The sequence below is a fragment of the Actinopolymorpha sp. B11F2 genome (genome assembly GCF_040195635.1).
In the GTDB taxonomy this organism is placed as follows: domain Bacteria; phylum Actinomycetota; class Actinomycetes; order Propionibacteriales; family Actinopolymorphaceae; genus Thermasporomyces.
In genome coordinates this window covers 72,654-87,456 of sequence record NZ_JBEFTX010000019.1, presented here as the reverse complement: position 1 = coordinate 87,456, position 14,803 = coordinate 72,654, and the positions used below count along the sequence as shown (strand labels likewise).

General features: G+C 67.3%; 12 protein-coding genes and 1 pseudogene. 3 read left to right on the top strand and 10 right to left on the bottom strand.

What is annotated here, in order from left to right:
• Window positions 1-50 precede the first annotated feature (50 nt).
• The 9 genes and pseudogenes from ABN034_RS27895 to ABN034_RS27860 all read right to left on the bottom strand — a co-directional run bounded on the left by ABN034_RS27895 (window position 51) and on the right by ABN034_RS27860 (window position 9,142).
• Complete coding sequence (locus tag ABN034_RS27895; protein ID WP_349693955.1) at window positions 51-1,208, bottom strand: Gfo/Idh/MocA family protein; 1,158 nt, start codon at window positions 1,206-1,208, stop codon at window positions 51-53.
• Window positions 1,209-1,384: 176 nt separating this feature from the next.
• Window positions 1,385-1,585, bottom strand: coding sequence for a hypothetical protein (locus tag ABN034_RS27890; RefSeq protein ID WP_349693954.1), 201 nt, complete (start codon window positions 1,583-1,585; stop codon window positions 1,385-1,387).
• Window positions 1,586-1,632: 47 nt separating this feature from the next.
• Window positions 1,633-1,944, bottom strand: a pseudogene (locus ABN034_RS34610) (phosphotransferase); the annotation flags it as partial.
• A 33-nt stretch (window positions 1,945-1,977) separates the two neighbouring features.
• Window positions 1,978-2,772 carry an IclR family transcriptional regulator gene (locus ABN034_RS27885; RefSeq protein WP_349329425.1) on the bottom strand — a complete coding sequence of 265 codons (795 nt, stop codon included), beginning with the start codon at window positions 2,770-2,772 and terminating at the stop codon, window positions 1,978-1,980.
• A gap of 63 nt (window positions 2,773-2,835) precedes the next feature.
• Window positions 2,836-3,918 (bottom strand): ABC transporter ATP-binding protein, encoded by a 1,083-nt coding sequence (locus ABN034_RS27880; protein WP_349693953.1) that lies wholly within the window; start codon window positions 3,916-3,918, stop codon window positions 2,836-2,838.
• Window positions 3,915-5,072 carry an ABC transporter ATP-binding protein gene (locus ABN034_RS27875; RefSeq protein ID WP_349693952.1) on the bottom strand — a complete coding sequence of 386 codons (1,158 nt, stop codon included), beginning with the start codon at window positions 5,070-5,072 and terminating at the stop codon, window positions 3,915-3,917. Before ABN034_RS27875 ends, ABN034_RS27880 begins: the two co-directional genes overlap by 4 nt.
• Before the next feature lie 11 nt (window positions 5,073-5,083).
• On the bottom strand, window positions 5,084-6,157 hold the full coding sequence (locus ABN034_RS27870; protein WP_349693951.1) for an ABC transporter permease: 1,074 nt from the start codon (window positions 6,155-6,157) through the stop codon (window positions 5,084-5,086).
• Entirely contained in the window at window positions 6,154-7,146 is a 993-nt protein-coding gene (locus ABN034_RS27865; RefSeq protein ID WP_349329421.1) for an ABC transporter permease, read from the bottom strand. Before ABN034_RS27865 ends, ABN034_RS27870 begins: the two co-directional genes overlap by 4 nt.
• Window positions 7,147-7,162: 16 nt before the next feature.
• Entirely contained in the window at window positions 7,163-9,142 is a 1,980-nt protein-coding gene (locus tag ABN034_RS27860) for an ABC transporter substrate-binding protein (protein WP_349693950.1), read from the bottom strand.
• 256 nt (window positions 9,143-9,398) lie between these two features.
• Here ABN034_RS27860 and ABN034_RS27855 point away from each other — a divergent pair, with 256 nt between their 5' ends.
• From ABN034_RS27855 to ABN034_RS27845, 3 genes are read left to right on the top strand one after another with little or no spacing between them, the layout of a single operon-like run.
• Window positions 9,399-10,820, top strand: a complete 1,422-nt coding sequence (locus tag ABN034_RS27855; protein WP_349693949.1) for a hypothetical protein — start codon at window positions 9,399-9,401, stop codon at window positions 10,818-10,820.
• 14 nt (window positions 10,821-10,834) lie between these two features.
• Entirely contained in the window at window positions 10,835-11,998 is a 1,164-nt protein-coding gene (locus ABN034_RS27850) for a Gfo/Idh/MocA family protein (RefSeq protein ID WP_349693948.1), read from the top strand.
• Entirely contained in the window at window positions 11,995-13,752 is a 1,758-nt protein-coding gene (locus tag ABN034_RS27845; protein ID WP_349693947.1) for a DUF4350 domain-containing protein, read from the top strand. Before ABN034_RS27850 ends, ABN034_RS27845 begins: the two co-directional genes overlap by 4 nt.
• A 6-nt stretch (window positions 13,753-13,758) precedes the next feature.
• Here ABN034_RS27845 and ABN034_RS27840 read toward each other — a convergent pair whose 3' ends face one another.
• Window positions 13,759-14,748, bottom strand: a complete 990-nt coding sequence (locus ABN034_RS27840) for a dihydrodipicolinate synthase family protein (RefSeq protein ID WP_349693946.1) — start codon at window positions 14,746-14,748, stop codon at window positions 13,759-13,761.
• Window positions 14,749-14,803 lie beyond the last annotated feature (55 nt).

Here is a 14,803-nt window from a genome sequence, read left to right as displayed (position 1 = left end):
CTCGGTGCGGTGGTCGTCGGATGTCAGCCGTGGATGTCAGCCGTGGGATGTCAGCCGTCGAACGACGGGACTGTGAGGCGCTCGCCGCCTCTCAGCGCGGATTCGTGCGCGACGATTCCGGGCGCGGTCCACGCGGCCGAGGTCACCGCGTCGATCGCTGGCGGCCGTGTCTCGACGATGCTGGAGATGAACTCGTGTACCAGATACGGATGGGATCCGCCGTGCCCGGCCGTCTTCGTGGTCGCCGGCCCACCGTCGTGCGATTCCAGCGTGTACGTACGGACGAACCGGGCGAGCTGCTCCGGCAGCCGGTGCGCGTAGTCAGGCGGCTCCAGGACGGACTCGCGGGCGTGCCGACCGCGTGAGCCCTTGGGTGACTCCGCCGGGCCGGCCGGCCGCAGTTCGAACAACCGCATCGCCTCGCCCGGCGCCCCCGACCACTCGAGGCTCCGACGGTCGCCATAGACCGAGAAGCCCTCCACGTAGGACCTCGCCGTCTGGAAGAACGACATGGTGACGTCGGCGACGACATCGGAGTCGACCAGCCGGAAGAGTCCCACCTGCAGCGGGAAGGGGTTGTCGTACGACCCCACCCGATCGGCGGTCAGCTTCGACGAGCCGTACGCGGTGACATCGGCGACCGTGCTGCCCGTGAGTGCGAGGATCGGCGCCAGCGCGTGGGTGATGTACTTCATCGGCGGATAGCCTCGCCAGTACTCCGGGTATCCGTCGAGGTTCTGGATGTGGTAGCCGCGGTAGAAGGTGAGGCCGCCCAGCTCACCCTTGCGATACATCTCCTCCGCGACGAGATACTCGCGCCCGTAGACGGCGGTCTCCATCATCATGTAGTTCTTGCCGGACTCGCGCTGGGCGGCGACGATCGCGTGCAGGTCCGCGACGTCGGTGGCCATCGGCACTGCACATGCGCAGTGCTTCCCCGCCCCGAGCACGGCCAGCGCGTACGAGGAGTGAAAGGCGACCGGCGCGAGGATGTGGACGGCATCCCAGCGTTCGTCGGCCAGCACGTCGGCAATATCGGTGAAGCGTTCGGCGATCCCGTGCCTGTCACCCACCTCGGTGAGCCGCTCCCTCGACTGGTCGACAATCCCCACCTCACCCACCGACGGATGGGCGGCGTACAACGGCAGGAAGTCCTCACCGAACCCCAACCCGACAACGGCGACGTCGACTGCTCCGGTCCCGTTCATCCTGCCTCATTCGTTGTTGTCGTCTGCTGGACTGCGCGATCCGTGCCGCTATGCGGTGTCTCGTGGGGAACTGGCGTGTGTCGCATCCGCTGTCTCACATCGCGTACACGCTGGTCTCGGATCCCGAGACCAGCGCGCGTACGATCGTTGCTCTCTGGACAAGTGCTGCTGTCGTACTACGCAAGGTGTCCTTGCCACTCCTTCCTCATCGAGTCGAGATAAGGAACGCTCCGCTGAGCGGTCGGGCTGGTGTGGGCGACCAGATGAGTACGTACGGCGTCGAGGAAACTCTCGCGCTCCTGCGGTCCGTAACCGTCGCAGAACTCGCGGAGCCGAGGCCCGCGCGGAAGCACCGGGAGACCGATCCGGACGCACACCTCGTCGGGGTAGAGCGGGACGAACGACCATGCCGCGTGGCCACGTCGGCGAGGGCCGGCGCCGGACCGGCGAGATCCCAGTCGATGAACGCCGTGGGCCTCCCCTGCCGGTAGATCGTGTTGTACGGCGCCAGATCGTGGTGGCAGATGATCAGTCGCCCCAAGGACTCGTCCGGCGATCCCGTCCGGTGCCACACCGCGTCTGGTGGCGGTCGGAACCCCTGCACGGCATCGTGAAACCGTCGGACCAGCTTCCCGGCAAGGGCCGGCGTCTGCGGTCCCACCGGTCTGCGTACGGTGTCATCCAACCGCCAGATGACGCGACCCTTCCCAGCTCCGGCGAGACGTTCCTGCCGCATGACCCCCTACCTCACAAGGCCGGGCCGGCCCCACTAACGGGGCAGCTCCACGACGCCGAGGTCGGTGGAGATCGCCGCGGCGGCCTTCTGCACCGCCGCGATGATGCCTGGCAGCGCGTCCTCGGTGAAATCACGGGAGAACCCGGTGACGCCCACCGCGTACCTCACCCGGTCCGAGGCGTCGAAGACCGGGGCGGCGACGCAGCCGATCTCTGCCTGTTCCTCTTCGATTTCGATCGCGTATCCGTTGGCGCGGGTCGTTGCGAGTTCCTTGCGGAAGCCCTTGACGGCGGGGCGTCGGGCATTCGGACCGGATCCGGCGACCAAGTGGTCGAGCAGCGGCGTGAGTTCTGCGTCGGGCAGGTGAGCGGCGATCGCCCGGCCGAGCGCGGTCAGGTTGAACGGCGCGACCTTACCGATGAACGTGTCGAACTGGATGAATCCGGGTGTCGCCGCCTTCGCTACGTAGACGATCGCCGTCCCGTCGAGAGCGCCGAGGTGAGCCGGCATGCCGACCGTGTCGCTCAGGGCGCGGAGGTGCTGGCGGGACACACTCGCGGGATCGATCTTGCGGACCAGGCTCGAGGCCATGGCGTACAGCCTGAGGGTCGGCTGCCAGAAGTGGCTTCGGCCGACGATCTGGCGGGCGGCGTATCCGCGTTCCTCGAACGTCTGGACGATCGACGCGCACGTGGCCAATGGGACACCCGCGGTCTGGGCGAGCATGGTCAATGTCAGCGGGCCTTCGGCCTCGATCAGCGTTTCGAGGACGGTCAAGGCACGATCGGTCGACGGCGAGGCCGGCCGTGCTGCTGGCTTGGCGCTCACAGGGGCCCCCTTGCTCCCGCGTTCGCAGGTTCTTACGACATATCGAAGATTAGCCTGGGCCGGTCAGTCCGCCACGACACCCTCCAGGTCGAGCGTGTCCGCGTAGTGGCACCGGGCGGTACGACGAGAACGCAGCGGAAGGAGAGCTGGCTCCTCGGTGTCGCAGCGCTCCTGCGCGTACGGACATCGGGGATGGAAAGTGCACCCGGCCGGCGGGCTCGCCGGGTCTGGAACCTCGCCCCGCAAGGGGATCCGCTTCCTGCTACCCCGTAACCGGGGGTCAGGCAGTGGCAACGCCCGCAGGAGCGTCTCGGTGTAGGGGTGCCGGGGCCGTTCGAAGAGATCGTCGGTCGTGGCTTCCTCGACGATCCGGCCGAGGTACATCACGGCGACCCGGGAGCAGAGGTGCTGGATCACGGAGAGATCGTGCGAGACGAAGACGTAGGTCAGGCCGAGCTGTTCCTGCAGATCGTCGAGCAGGTTGAGGATCTGGCTGCGGACGGACACATCCAGGGCCGACACCGCCTCGTCAGCGACCACGAGGCGCGGCCCCGTGATCAGGGCCCGGGCGATCCCGATGCGCTGCCGCTCGCCGCCGGAGAACGCGTGCGGGTAACGCCGCATGTACTCCGGCCGGAGGCCGACGAGCCGAAGCCCTTCGGCGACCCGCTCCCGGAGTTCATCTCCACGGGCGAGATCGTTTGCCAGCAAGGGCTCCCCGACGATCTGGAGCAGGGTCATCCGCGGGTTGAGCGACGAGTTCGGGTCCTGGAACACGGTACGGATCTGACGCCGGTACGGCCGTAGCTGACGCGTGCCCAGCGTGGCGAGGTCGACGACTGCGCCGTCCTCGCGGCGATAGCGGAGTTCGCCGGACGTCGGCTTGTATGCCCGTAGGATGCAGCGGCCCAGTGTCGTCTTGCCGCACCCGGACTCGCCCACCAGGCCGAGCGTTTCCCCTCGACGCACGGTCAGGTTCACGTCGGACACGGCATTGACGGTCATCCGTGCGCCCATGCCGAGGAATCCCCGACCGACGTGGAACCGCATGGACAAGTTGCGGATGTCGAGCAGCGCCTCGGGATCGCTGCCTGTGCCAAGTGCGGACGCGTCAGAACGTTCCCGCTCCGACCGTACGGCCGTCATCGGCGGACCTCCCGTCGTGCCGTCGTTCCGTCCCGGACGGCCTCGGGCGTCTCATAGAGCAGGCAGCGAACCGAGCGCCCACCGCCGTGGACCTCCGCCGACGCCGAGCCGTCCGTTGCGAGTCTGGGCGGGACTGTCGTCTCGCAGAGTTCTGCCATCGCGTCGCGACACCGCGGATGGAACGGGCAACCGGCAGGGCGCTCGTACGGATGCGGAACCATCCCGGTGATGGTGGCGAGCCGATGTCTGGCCCGCCGACCGACTCTGGGCACCGACTCCAGAAGTGCCTTGGTGTACGGATGACGTGGATCGTGGAACAGTTCGTCGACCGCGCAGTACTCCGCCACAATGCCGAGATACATCACCGCTACGTCGTCGGCGATCTCCGCGACCACACCGAGGTCGTGGGTGATGAAGACGACGGCCATGCCGGACTGCGCCTGAAGTTCCTGCAGCAGTTCGAGGATCTGCGCCTGCGTCGTGACGTCGAGCGCCGTCGTGGGTTCGTCGGCGATGAGGAGCTTGGGCCGGCAGGCGAGGGCCATCGCGATCATCGCGCGCTGCCGCATGCCACCGGACAGCTGGAAGGTGTAGGCGTCCACCCGGCGCTCCGGCCGTGGGATGCCGACCCGGCGGAGCTCCTCGATCGCGCGGTCGCGGGCGTCGCGTTTCGTGACATCTTCGTGCGTACGGATGTTCTCGGCGATCTGGTGCCCGATCGTGTGCACCGGACTCAGCGACACCATAGGCTCCTGGAAGATCATCGCGACGTCCCTGCCACGGATCTGCCGGACGGCGGTGCCCTTCGGATCGAGCTGGGCGAGGTCGAGTACGCCGTCCTCGGCCGCCGCGACGGCCGCCCGGTCACGCCGAGACGGGTGCCGTGCCGTCAGGACCTGATGATCGGGGCCGAGGCGCAGGAGCACTTCACCGGCGACGATCCAGCCCGGGCGCTCGACGAGTTGGAGGATCGACCGCGCCGTGACGCTCTTGCCGCAGCCGGACTCTCCGACGATGCAGAGCGTCTCACCGGCCCTGACAGTGAGGTCAACGCCGTCGACGGCACGCACACGACCTTCGTCGAGCTCGAAGTGGGTCCGTAGCCCGCGAACGTCGAGCAGTGGAGCGCCGTTCTGCCCAGCATGGCTAGCCATCGTTCCTCCCCTCAGGTTTCGTACGGATCGGCGGCGTCGCGGAGGCCGTCGCCGGCGAAGTTGAGCGCCACGACCGCGACGATGACAGCCGCGCCCGACAGGAGCAGCCAGGGAGCCGTCGACAGCACACGGATGTTCTGCGCGTCCTGCAGCAGGACGCCCCAGCTCACCACGGGCGGTTGCAGTCCGAGGCCGAGGAACGACAGTGCCGTCTCCCCGAGGATCATGCCGGGAATGGTGAGGGTGAGCGTCGCGATGATATGGCTCGTGAACGCCGGAAGCATGTGCCGGTTGATGATCCGCATCCGGCGTACCCCATCCAGCTCGGCCGCGAGCACGTAGTCCTCCGACCTGATCTGCAGGAATCGGCTGCGGACCACCCTCGCCAGCCCGGTCCAACCGATCAGGGACAGGATGATGGTGATGGCGAAGTACGTCTTGATCGGCCCCCACCCCGGCGGCACAGCCGCTGCCAGGCCCAGCCAGAGCGGCAACGTGGGCACGGACATGATGAACTCGATGACGCGCTGGATCACGGTGTCGGTGACACCGCCGAAGTAGCCCGAGATCCCACCGAGCAGGACGCCCAGGACCAGTCCGACGAGGACACCGATCAGTCCCACCGACATTGAGATCCGTGCGCCGTAGATCAACCTGGTCGCCAGGTCACGACCCTGCTCGTCGGCACCGAGGGCGTAGAACGGACGGCCGGGATCCACCGGGCCGAAGAAGTGGATGTCGCTCGGGAACAGCCCCCACAGGTTGTACTTCTCGCCTTTGACGAAGAAGCGGAGCGGAACGCGCGTGGACGTGTCGACGGTGAACTCCCGCAGCATCGTGTCGGGGTTCGCCCGGGTGCGGTAGTCGTGGACGAACAGCTGAACACCACCGTCGAAGGAGACGTGCACGCGCTGGGGAGGCGCGTAGGAATAGGTGGCGCGATACGTGTCCGGCGTTGCCGGTGCCCAGAACTCACAAAGCGCCGCCGTGAGGTAGATCAGGCCCAGCACGACCGCCCCGACGACTGCGAGCCTGTTCCGGCGGAACCTCCACCAGACGAGTTTGTACTGCGGTGCCTGCCTCATCGGTATCCCTCCCGCACGCGGGGGTCGACGAGGGCGAGCAGGATGTCGGAGACCAGGGTGCCGATGACGGTGAGGACGCAGGCGATGAAGATGATGCTGCCGGCGAGGTACATGTCCTGGCTCTCCAACGCCCCGAGCAGCAACGGCCCGGTGGTCTGCAGACCCAGCACAGTCGCGACGAGCACCTCCCCGTCGAACAGTGCGGGGATGAGCCAGCCGATCGTGGCGATGAACGGGTTGAGCGCGACGCGCACCGGATAGTGCGCGATCAGCCGGCGCTCGGAGAGTCCGCGGGCCCGACCGGTCACGACGTAAGGCTTGTGGAGTTCGTCGAGCAGGTTGGCCCGCAGAATGCGGATCGTTCCGCCGATGCCGCCGAGGGACAGGACCAGGACCGGCAGCCACACGTGGTCGAACAGGTCGAGCAGTTTGCCGAGGTTCCACCTGGCGCCTACGTAGTCGGGTGAGAGCAGTCCGCCGACGGTCTTGTCGAAGTAGCGGAACTGGATGTACGCGACCGTGAGAGCGAGCAGGAATCCCGGTATCGCGATGCCGAGGAAAGCTACGGCGGTCAGCACGTAGTCGCCGACGGAGTACTTTCGTACCGCCGAATAGATTCCAGCGGGCAGCGCGACCGCCCAGGTGAACAACAGGGTCGAGAGGCCGAGTGCGAGAGTGAGCGGAAGGCGCTCGGCGAGCAGGGACGACACGGAACGCCCATACTCGAACGACTGGCCGAAGTCGCCGTGGAGGATGATGTTGGTGATCCACTTCCAGTACTGCGCGATGACCGGCTGGTCGAGGGCGTACCTCTCCTTCAGCGCCGCGAGCTGCGCTGGATCGACGTTCTGGCCCGTGCGTGACAGGTTCGCAACCACCGTGCTGAGGTAGTCACCGGGTGGCAGTTGGATGATCAGGAACGACACCAACGACACCAGGAACACCGTCGGTACGACGTAGAGCAGCCGACGCAGCAGGTAGGCGACCATGACCGGGCGGGCCCGCTCAGGTGTGTTGCTCGGGGTGTTTGAAGTACAGCTGGGACAGGTCCATCGCCGCTTCGTACAACGTGCGGTAACTCGCCACCGCGTCGTCGCGAACATTGCCCATGTCCGCGCTCACGACCACCGGCGCGAATGCCGACTGGACCGTGCCGATGATCCAGACGTTCTTGTCGTGCAGCTTCAGGATCTGCTGCCCGAGCGCGAGTCGCTGGTCGTCGTCGGCCTGCTGGACGAGCTCGTCGTAGAGCACCTGCAGCTGGCGGATCTCGCCGTCGGGCTTCATCGAGAACTCCCCCGCAGGATCGTCGTACCAGTTGCCGTACTTCGGTGCCCAGTAGGTCAGACCGCTCGTCGGGACGTACCACAGCGAGTCGATGTCCCACAGGTAACCCGCGGGGACATAGCAGTTGAGGTCGAAGTCTCCGTGCCAGATGCTCGCGTACCAGAGCTCGGACGAGACGATCTTGATCGCCATGTCGATGCCGACCTGCGCCCAGTAGCGCTTGACGAACTCGAGAATCTGGACGGTCGGTACGCCGACCCCGATCGTGAACGTCTGGGCGACGAGCTTCATCGGTTTGCCGTCCGGGCGTAGTCGCATGCCGTTGTCACCGCGGTCGGTGAGCCCGGCCTGGTCGAGCAGGTCGTTGGCCTTGGCCTCGTCGAACTCCGTGAACCGCATGCCCATGCCGTCGATGTAGTACGGATCCTCCGGCTGTGCGCAGGGGTGCTGCAGCCGCCCCTGGCCGGCGAACAGCGCGTCACGCATCTCCTCGCGGTTGATCGCGTGCGAGACGCCGGCGCGGAAGTTGATGTCCTGGAAGAGCTCGCGTAACACCGGGTCGGGATGGCTCTGGTTGAGGTTGAGGGCATGGAAGAGTCCGTCGGGCTTCCACCGCAGGAACCGGAAACCCTTGTCCTCGGCGTTCCTGATCAACAGCGGTGCCGACTGGTAGCTCAGGTCCCAGGCGGCGAGGTCGACCTGCCCGTTCGCCGCCCGGAGCCCGAACGCCTCCTGGTCGAGGAAGGTGTAGGTCGCCTTGTCGATGTAGGGCAGCTGCCGACCGTCGGGATCGACCTTCCAGTAGAACGGGTTCCGCTCCGCTGTGGCGTTGTTGCCCTGGGGCTCTTTGGTGATCCGCCACGGGCCGAGCACCGGCAGGTCGGCGTTCTTCCAGTGGTCGTGCCGGGAGTGGTAGTGGTCGATCCACGCGTCGACACCCGCCTCCGCGAGCAACGCCTGCACCTTCTCCTCCCCGGCGATGTCAGGGTGGAAGGTGCTCATGTAGTGCTTCGGCTGCAGCAACGGGTTGACGCCACCTGCGAGACCGACGAAGCAGAGGTACTTCAGCAACAGGCCGTGTGGCGCGGCGAACTCGATCCGGAACGTCTGCTTGTCCTCCTGCACGAACTTCCCGGGCTCGCCAGCGGTGGACAGCCAGCCGGGGAAGACCGGGCACAGCTCCTTGTTGAGGTAGACGTACTCGTAGACGTACATGAGGTCGTCGGTCGTGCAAGGTACGCCGTCGGACCACTTCAACCCGTCGCGGAGGTGGAAGACGTAGGCACGTCCCTCGTCCTCGACCTCCCACGACGCGGCGACGCCGGGGCTCGGTTCGGGCGGGGTCGTCGGACTCCACTCGACCAGCCCCGCCCAGCCCATGTACTGCAGGCCGTCGCTGTTGAGGTCGATCTGCCCGCGCTGCATCGTGCCGCCGTAGATCCCCGCTTCGTTCAGCGGCTCGACCACGAGCGGATCCTTCGGCAGGCGGGCACTGAGTTTCGGCAGCTGCCCCGCCTTGACGCGTTGGGCCAACATCGGCGCCTCCTTGGCACCTTTGGCCGCGGCCTCCGGCCCTGCTGCCCGGTCGGGGTCGGTGGAGAAGAACGAACAACCGGTGAGGGCGTAGGCGCCCATGGCCGCGCCACCCAGCGCCAGCAGGTCTCTGCGGGTGTAACTCGAGGTCGTCCTGATTGACATTGGGGCCCTCCTCGTGGTCCACGACCGAGGCGACTCTACGAAACCTGAGATACATATACGAGATGCGAGATGATACCGCGTAGGGGCTTGCGTGGCCACAGTCCAGCCGCCTAGCATCCTTCGAAAATACAGATATGTATCTGAAATCCCAGAACAAGGTTTCAGAACTACAGTCCCAGCAGGATCCGAGAAACCAGTGGCGGGGCCGTTCTCGGCACAGCTCGTGGCCGTCGGCCTCACGGACCCGGAGGTCCCCATGGCAGGCACGCACCGGGCGGCACACCTGATCCCGCGCGGCGGCATCCGGGCGTCGCAGTGCGGCGGTAACACGGTCGGGGCGACGCTGCGTGAGCCCGCGCCCCGAGCCGACGGCTACCGTCACATCGACACCCCGGCGATGCTGGCGAAGCTCACCGAGCTCGGCGCCAACACCTATGTCTATGGCATCTGGGACTCGCCGACGGACTGGGACGACCTACGGCTGGAGTTCGCACCCGCCGCCGCGCGGGCCGGGATCGACGTGTGGGTCTACCTCGTACCACCGAGTGAGACCGACCGGCACGGTGGTCGCGCCTCCCGGCCGTATGTCATGGACTATCTCGCGTGGGCCCGTGCCTGCGCCGAACTCTCGGTCGAGCAGCCGAACGTCAAGGCCTGGGGCATCGACGACTTCGAGTTCAACCAGGACACCTTCACCCCCGACTACGTGGCGCGGATGCGCAAGATCGCACAGGACATCAACCCCGACCTGGCGTTCTACCTGTGTACGTACTACCACGCGGCGACAAGCGACGAGTTCCTCGCGAAGTACGGGCCCCATCTGGACCTCGTGCTCTATCCGTTCCTCGACGGGCACCATCTCAACACCCTCGTCGCCAGCAGCGTCGGACCGTGTCTCGACCACATCCGCGCCGCCGTCGAGCCGTACGACCTCGGCGTGGTCCTGCTCGCCTACACCGGACGCTTTCTCGACGCGTGGAACGAACCGAGCCCCGACTACAACGCGGCAGTCGTCCGTGCCGGCCTGGACTACGCCCGCGACGGTCGGATCGCCGGCGTCACCGCCTATGGCCTGCAGCTCGACGACGCGCCCACGATCTCCTCGACCAACAAGGCGATGTACGGCAACGGCCGCCTGAGTTTCCTGGTGCCGCCGGTACGAACGAAGAAGGGCGCGTACGCCGAGGCGTCCCAGGTCGTCGCCGTGGAGCCCGACACCGCCCGCCACGAACTTTCCTTCTGGCACAACGACATCTTCAGTGCGCGGTTCGGTGAGCCAGGTACGCATGTCAAGCAGGTGCTCATCGACGGCGAGGTGATCTGGTCCGAGGACGTGTGCCAGCACGGGTTCGCGCTGTGGCAGCAGTGTTCGACCCTGCACGGCCCGATCGACGTGAGCGACCGGTTGCGGGGAAAGACCAGCGCCACCCTCGCGTTCCGGCTCCTCGAGGCTGGAAGCAGCGACGGCGTGTTCCCGGTCGACGTCGGATTCGACCACATCGAGACCATCGGGTTCACCGTGGAGAACCCTGGCTTCGAGACCACGGAAGGCTGGCGTCTGACGACGAGCCACGGCGTCCCCGTCCCCAGCATCGACATCGCGGTGCCCGACCGGCCACGGCAGTCGTTCGCCGCAGTGGCGGCCGAGTACCACGCGGCGGCCGCCGAGCTGGCCTGAAGCCAGTCTTCGACATGGACGAGATCCGGATCGGCGTGGCGGGCCTCGGCCCTCGAGCGGTCGGCACCTGGATCCCGATGCTCCAGCGGATACCAGGGTTCCGGGTCACGGCGCTGTGCGACCCGATCGCCCCCTTGTTGGACCGGGCGCGGGCGCAACTGAGCTTTCCGTCGAGTGTGCGTACCTACCAGGCGTACGACGAGCTGCTCGGCGATCCACGGGTCGACGCCATCGCGCTGACGGTCCGGACCGCGCGTCAAGGCGACCTTGCCGCCATTGCGCTGGAGGCCGGAAAGCACGTCCATGCGGAGGTCCCGGCCGCCCACGCGATCCAGGACTGCTGGCGGATCGTGCTCGCCGTCGAACGCACCGGCCGGATCTACCAGCTGGCCGAACAGACACGGTACTGGGGCTTCGTCGAGGCCTGGCGGTCACTGGTCGCGAGCGGAAGGCTCGGCCGGATCACCTTGTGCGAGGGGCAGTACTTCCACCACTACGTCGCAGGAATGTTTCAGGATCCGCACACCGGCGACCTGCTTGGTCCCGACGCGCTCGCGGCCCATCCCGATGCCCGGCCGACGTGGGCGCAGCTGATGCCGCCGATCCACTACCTGCCGCACGAGCTGAGCCCGATGCTGCGGGTGCTCGACGACCGGGTGACGCAGGTGGTGGCTATGAGCACGGACGCGCCGAGCGCCGCACATCCTGCCCTCGCCCAACCAGACATGCAGGTCGCTCTCATGCGTACCCGGAAGGGCATCCTCCTGCGGATGGCTGCGAGCTTCGCTCAACCGCATCCTGACGGCAACTGGCACTGGTACCAGGTCCTCGGCACCGGCGGCCGGGTGGAATGGTCCCGTGGCGCCGGCGACCGGCCGAAGCTGTGGCTGGCCGACGAGCAGTTGGCCGACCTCGCCGACGCCGACTGGCGCTACGAACGCACCGACGCTCCATCCGAGGCTCGCGGCAGCGGCCATGGCGACGCCGACTACTACACCCATGTGGCGTTCCGGGACGCCGTGCTAGCCGGCCGGCAGCCAGAGTTCGACGTCTACCAGGCGATGGACACCGCCGCGCCCGCGGTACTCGCCGCGGAGTCGATCGCGCGCGGCAGCGAACTGCTGACCGTCCCGGACTTTCGGCCACACCCCGGGCGGCAGGAAGGAGAGGGCCCATGACCATCGGTGTGGTGCTGAGCGGGGACCAGACCGTCGGCCGGTTCGGCCGCTACCTTGCCGAGATCCTGCGGGCCGAGGGAATGGTCGACCACGAGATCCTCGACCTGTCCGACGAGAACCTCGGTGGCCTTGCACGTTACGACCTCGTCCTCGTCGCGCGGATTCGCCCCACCAAGGCGCAGGTCGGCCGGCTGCTCGACTACGCCGCTGCCGGCGGCCGGGTGATCCTCGTCCGCCCCTCCCCGCTGCTGGCCCGCACCCTCGGCCTCGTCTCCACGCACACGATGGTGGCGCCCGCGTACGTACGACCGGGTACGGCGAGTCCGCTCGGGAGCGGCGTGCCCCAGGAACCGATCGAGACGCACGTGCCGGCTGATGCGTACGCACCCGACGCATTGCCCGACGGTGCGGTGACCGTGGCGCGGCTCCAGGCCGACGCCCGCACGCCCACAGCTTTCCCGGCCGTCGTCGAACTGCCCTACGGCGCGGGCCGCGTGGTCGTGTTCACCTACGACCTGCCACACGCCGTCGCCCTGATCCGACAGGGCGACCCTGCCCGGATCGGTGGCCACGGTCTCGGCGCCGGCGAGCCCTACCGGATCCAGGACCTGCTCACCGGTTTCGCCGACCCGCGGTGCTGGCACCTTCCGCAGGCCGACATCCACGCGATGCTGCTCGGCAATGCGGTCAACCACCTCGCCCGCCACCCGCAGCCGCGCTGGTGGTACTACCCGACGCCTGAGCTACGGAGCGTTCTCGTCCTGGACTCCGACGACGACTGGTCGGAGCCGGAACACTTCGACGCCCTCATCGACGCCGTCGAGTCCCACGGTGGACAGGTCACGATCTACCTGATGTCAGGCACGACCCGTGGGACGGTCGCCACGAAGGAAAGGGTCGCGCGGTGGCGCGAGCGCGGGCACTCGTTCGGGATCCACCACGATCCCTCCGATCCGGCGTACGGCGGGGAGGACCAGGAGGAGATCCTCCCCGAGGTCGTACGCAAGGACGTCCGTGAGTTCGCGGAGGTCTACGGCGGGGTTCCGGCCACGAACCGCAACCACTGCGCGGTCTGGAAGGGCTACGCCGACCTACCGAAGCTCTACGCCGAACTCGGGATCGACATGGATCTCAACTCCATGAACGCGGGCCCGTCATGGCTTGCCTATCTCACCGGATCCGCCCGACCCATGCGGTTCGTCGACGCCGACGGCACGGTGATCGACTGCTTCCAGCAGGCGACTCAGGCCTATGACGACCTGTCCGTCAAGGAGTTGTTGACAGCGGATCCACTCGGCCAGGCCAACCTGACCCGTCGGCTGATGGAGGACAAGCTCGACCGCTACTTCAGCCCGCTGTCGATGCTGTCCCATCCGGTGTCCTTCGCGACCTACTCCAGCACGTACATGCACCGCTGCTGGACGTCGGCGCGCGAGCTGGGGATGCCGATCTGGAGTGCGTTCGCATGGGCGGAGTTCACCAGGGCCCGCGACGCCGCACGGATCCACGACACCAGGTGGGAGGGTGAGACCTTCTCGTACCAGGTGACCGGCCGGTCGCCTGCCGGAGGGTTGACGGTGGTGCTTCCGGTCCCGCTCACCCGCGTGCACGAGGCACTGGTCGATGGCGAACCGGCGAGGATCGGCGGGCTGGAAATGTTCGGCTGGCCGTCGGTCCTGGTTCATGTCGAGCTGGACCCCGGCGACGACCGCACCCGCCACCTGTCGTTGACCCTGCACCCGGATGCGAGCTGACGAACGTCAGGACAGCGCAGCCGAGCTGAGGTCAGGAAGCAGGTCGGCGAACTCGGCGAGCATCCGGTCGATCATCGCGACTTCCTCGGCGTCGAGAAGGTGCGCCGGCGCCCGGCAGTGCGCGCTCTCGAACAGGCCACGGCGTACCGAGATCAGCTTCTCCGCGGCGATGATCAGCTCGGTGTCCAGCATCCAGTAGGAGATGTACGGAAGCAGCCGCCGATGCAGCTCGGTCGCACCCTTGGTGTCGTCCCGCTCGAACCGGCGCCAGATCTCCACGTAGACCTCGGTGAGCGAGCAACCCGGCTGGACTCCGATCGCACCACGGCGTACGGCGTCGGGAAGCTGCACACCGGCGTACCCCACCAATGCCGGTAGTGCAGGGTCCTGAGTGCCGAGTGCGGCGATGAACGCGCCGGGCGGCGTCGATTCGACCTTCACCAACGCAAGGTTGGGGAGGTCACGGGCGACGGTCGCGATCGTCGCCGCGTCGAGGCTGGTGCCGGTCTGGTGCGGTGCGTACTGCAGGACGACCGGTGTCGGCGCCACCGCCTCCAGGACGTCGCGGACGTGCCGGCGCACGGCGGCGGGCGAAGGGCCGAGGAAGTACGGCGGCAGCAGGTTGATCAGGTCGGCGCCTGCGTCGACGAGCCGGCGCGCATGAGCGACCGCCAGCCTGGTGGCATGGTCCTGGACGGCGATGACCGCCGCGACGTCCGGCCGGTCCCGCGTCTGCGCGAGCACGATCTCCGCGAGTCGCCAGCGCTCGTCGTCGGTGAGCTTGTGGAACTCCGAGGCGAACCCAGGAAACATCACGCTGGTGACTCCGGTGCGCAGGACGTAGGTGACCACTCGCGCGAAGCCTGCATAGTCCACGTTGCCCTGCTCGTCGAACGGGACCTCAAGGACCGGCGAGACCCCACGCACCAGGAACCTCGATGCGGGCACCTGCTCCGGTGCTGTCGCGGCCTGCCGTGGGTCGTCAGTCGCGGTCATCCGCACCCCCGTTCCCAGCCGGACTCTCGAGAACTTTCAGTATCTCAGTCATATT

What these genes read in the sequence shown, in the direction of transcription:
- ABN034_RS27865 (WP_349329421.1), bottom strand. Translation starts at nt 7,146, where the DNA reads ATGGTCGCCTACCTGCTGCGTCGGCTGCTCTACGTCGTACCGACGGTG.
- ABN034_RS27875 (WP_349693952.1), bottom strand. Translation starts at nt 5,072, where the DNA reads ATGGCTAGCCATGCTGGGCAGAACGGCGCTCCACTGCTCGACGTTCGC.
- ABN034_RS27860 (WP_349693950.1), bottom strand. Translation starts at nt 9,142, where the DNA reads ATGTCAATCAGGACGACCTCGAGTTACACCCGCAGAGACCTGCTGGCG.
- ABN034_RS27870 (WP_349693951.1), bottom strand. Translation starts at nt 6,157, where the DNA reads ATGAGGCAGGCACCGCAGTACAAACTCGTCTGGTGGAGGTTCCGCCGG.
- ABN034_RS27895 (WP_349693955.1), bottom strand. Translation starts at nt 1,208, where the DNA reads ATGAACGGGACCGGAGCAGTCGACGTCGCCGTTGTCGGGTTGGGGTTC.
- ABN034_RS27850 (WP_349693948.1), top strand. Translation starts at nt 10,835, where the DNA reads ATGGACGAGATCCGGATCGGCGTGGCGGGCCTCGGCCCTCGAGCGGTC.
- ABN034_RS27840 (WP_349693946.1), bottom strand. Translation starts at nt 14,748, where the DNA reads ATGACCGCGACTGACGACCCACGGCAGGCCGCGACAGCACCGGAGCAG.
- ABN034_RS27880 (WP_349693953.1), bottom strand. Translation starts at nt 3,918, where the DNA reads ATGACGGCCGTACGGTCGGAGCGGGAACGTTCTGACGCGTCCGCACTT.
- ABN034_RS27855 (WP_349693949.1), top strand. Translation starts at nt 9,399, where the DNA reads ATGGCAGGCACGCACCGGGCGGCACACCTGATCCCGCGCGGCGGCATC.
- ABN034_RS27845 (WP_349693947.1), top strand. Translation starts at nt 11,995, where the DNA reads ATGACCATCGGTGTGGTGCTGAGCGGGGACCAGACCGTCGGCCGGTTC.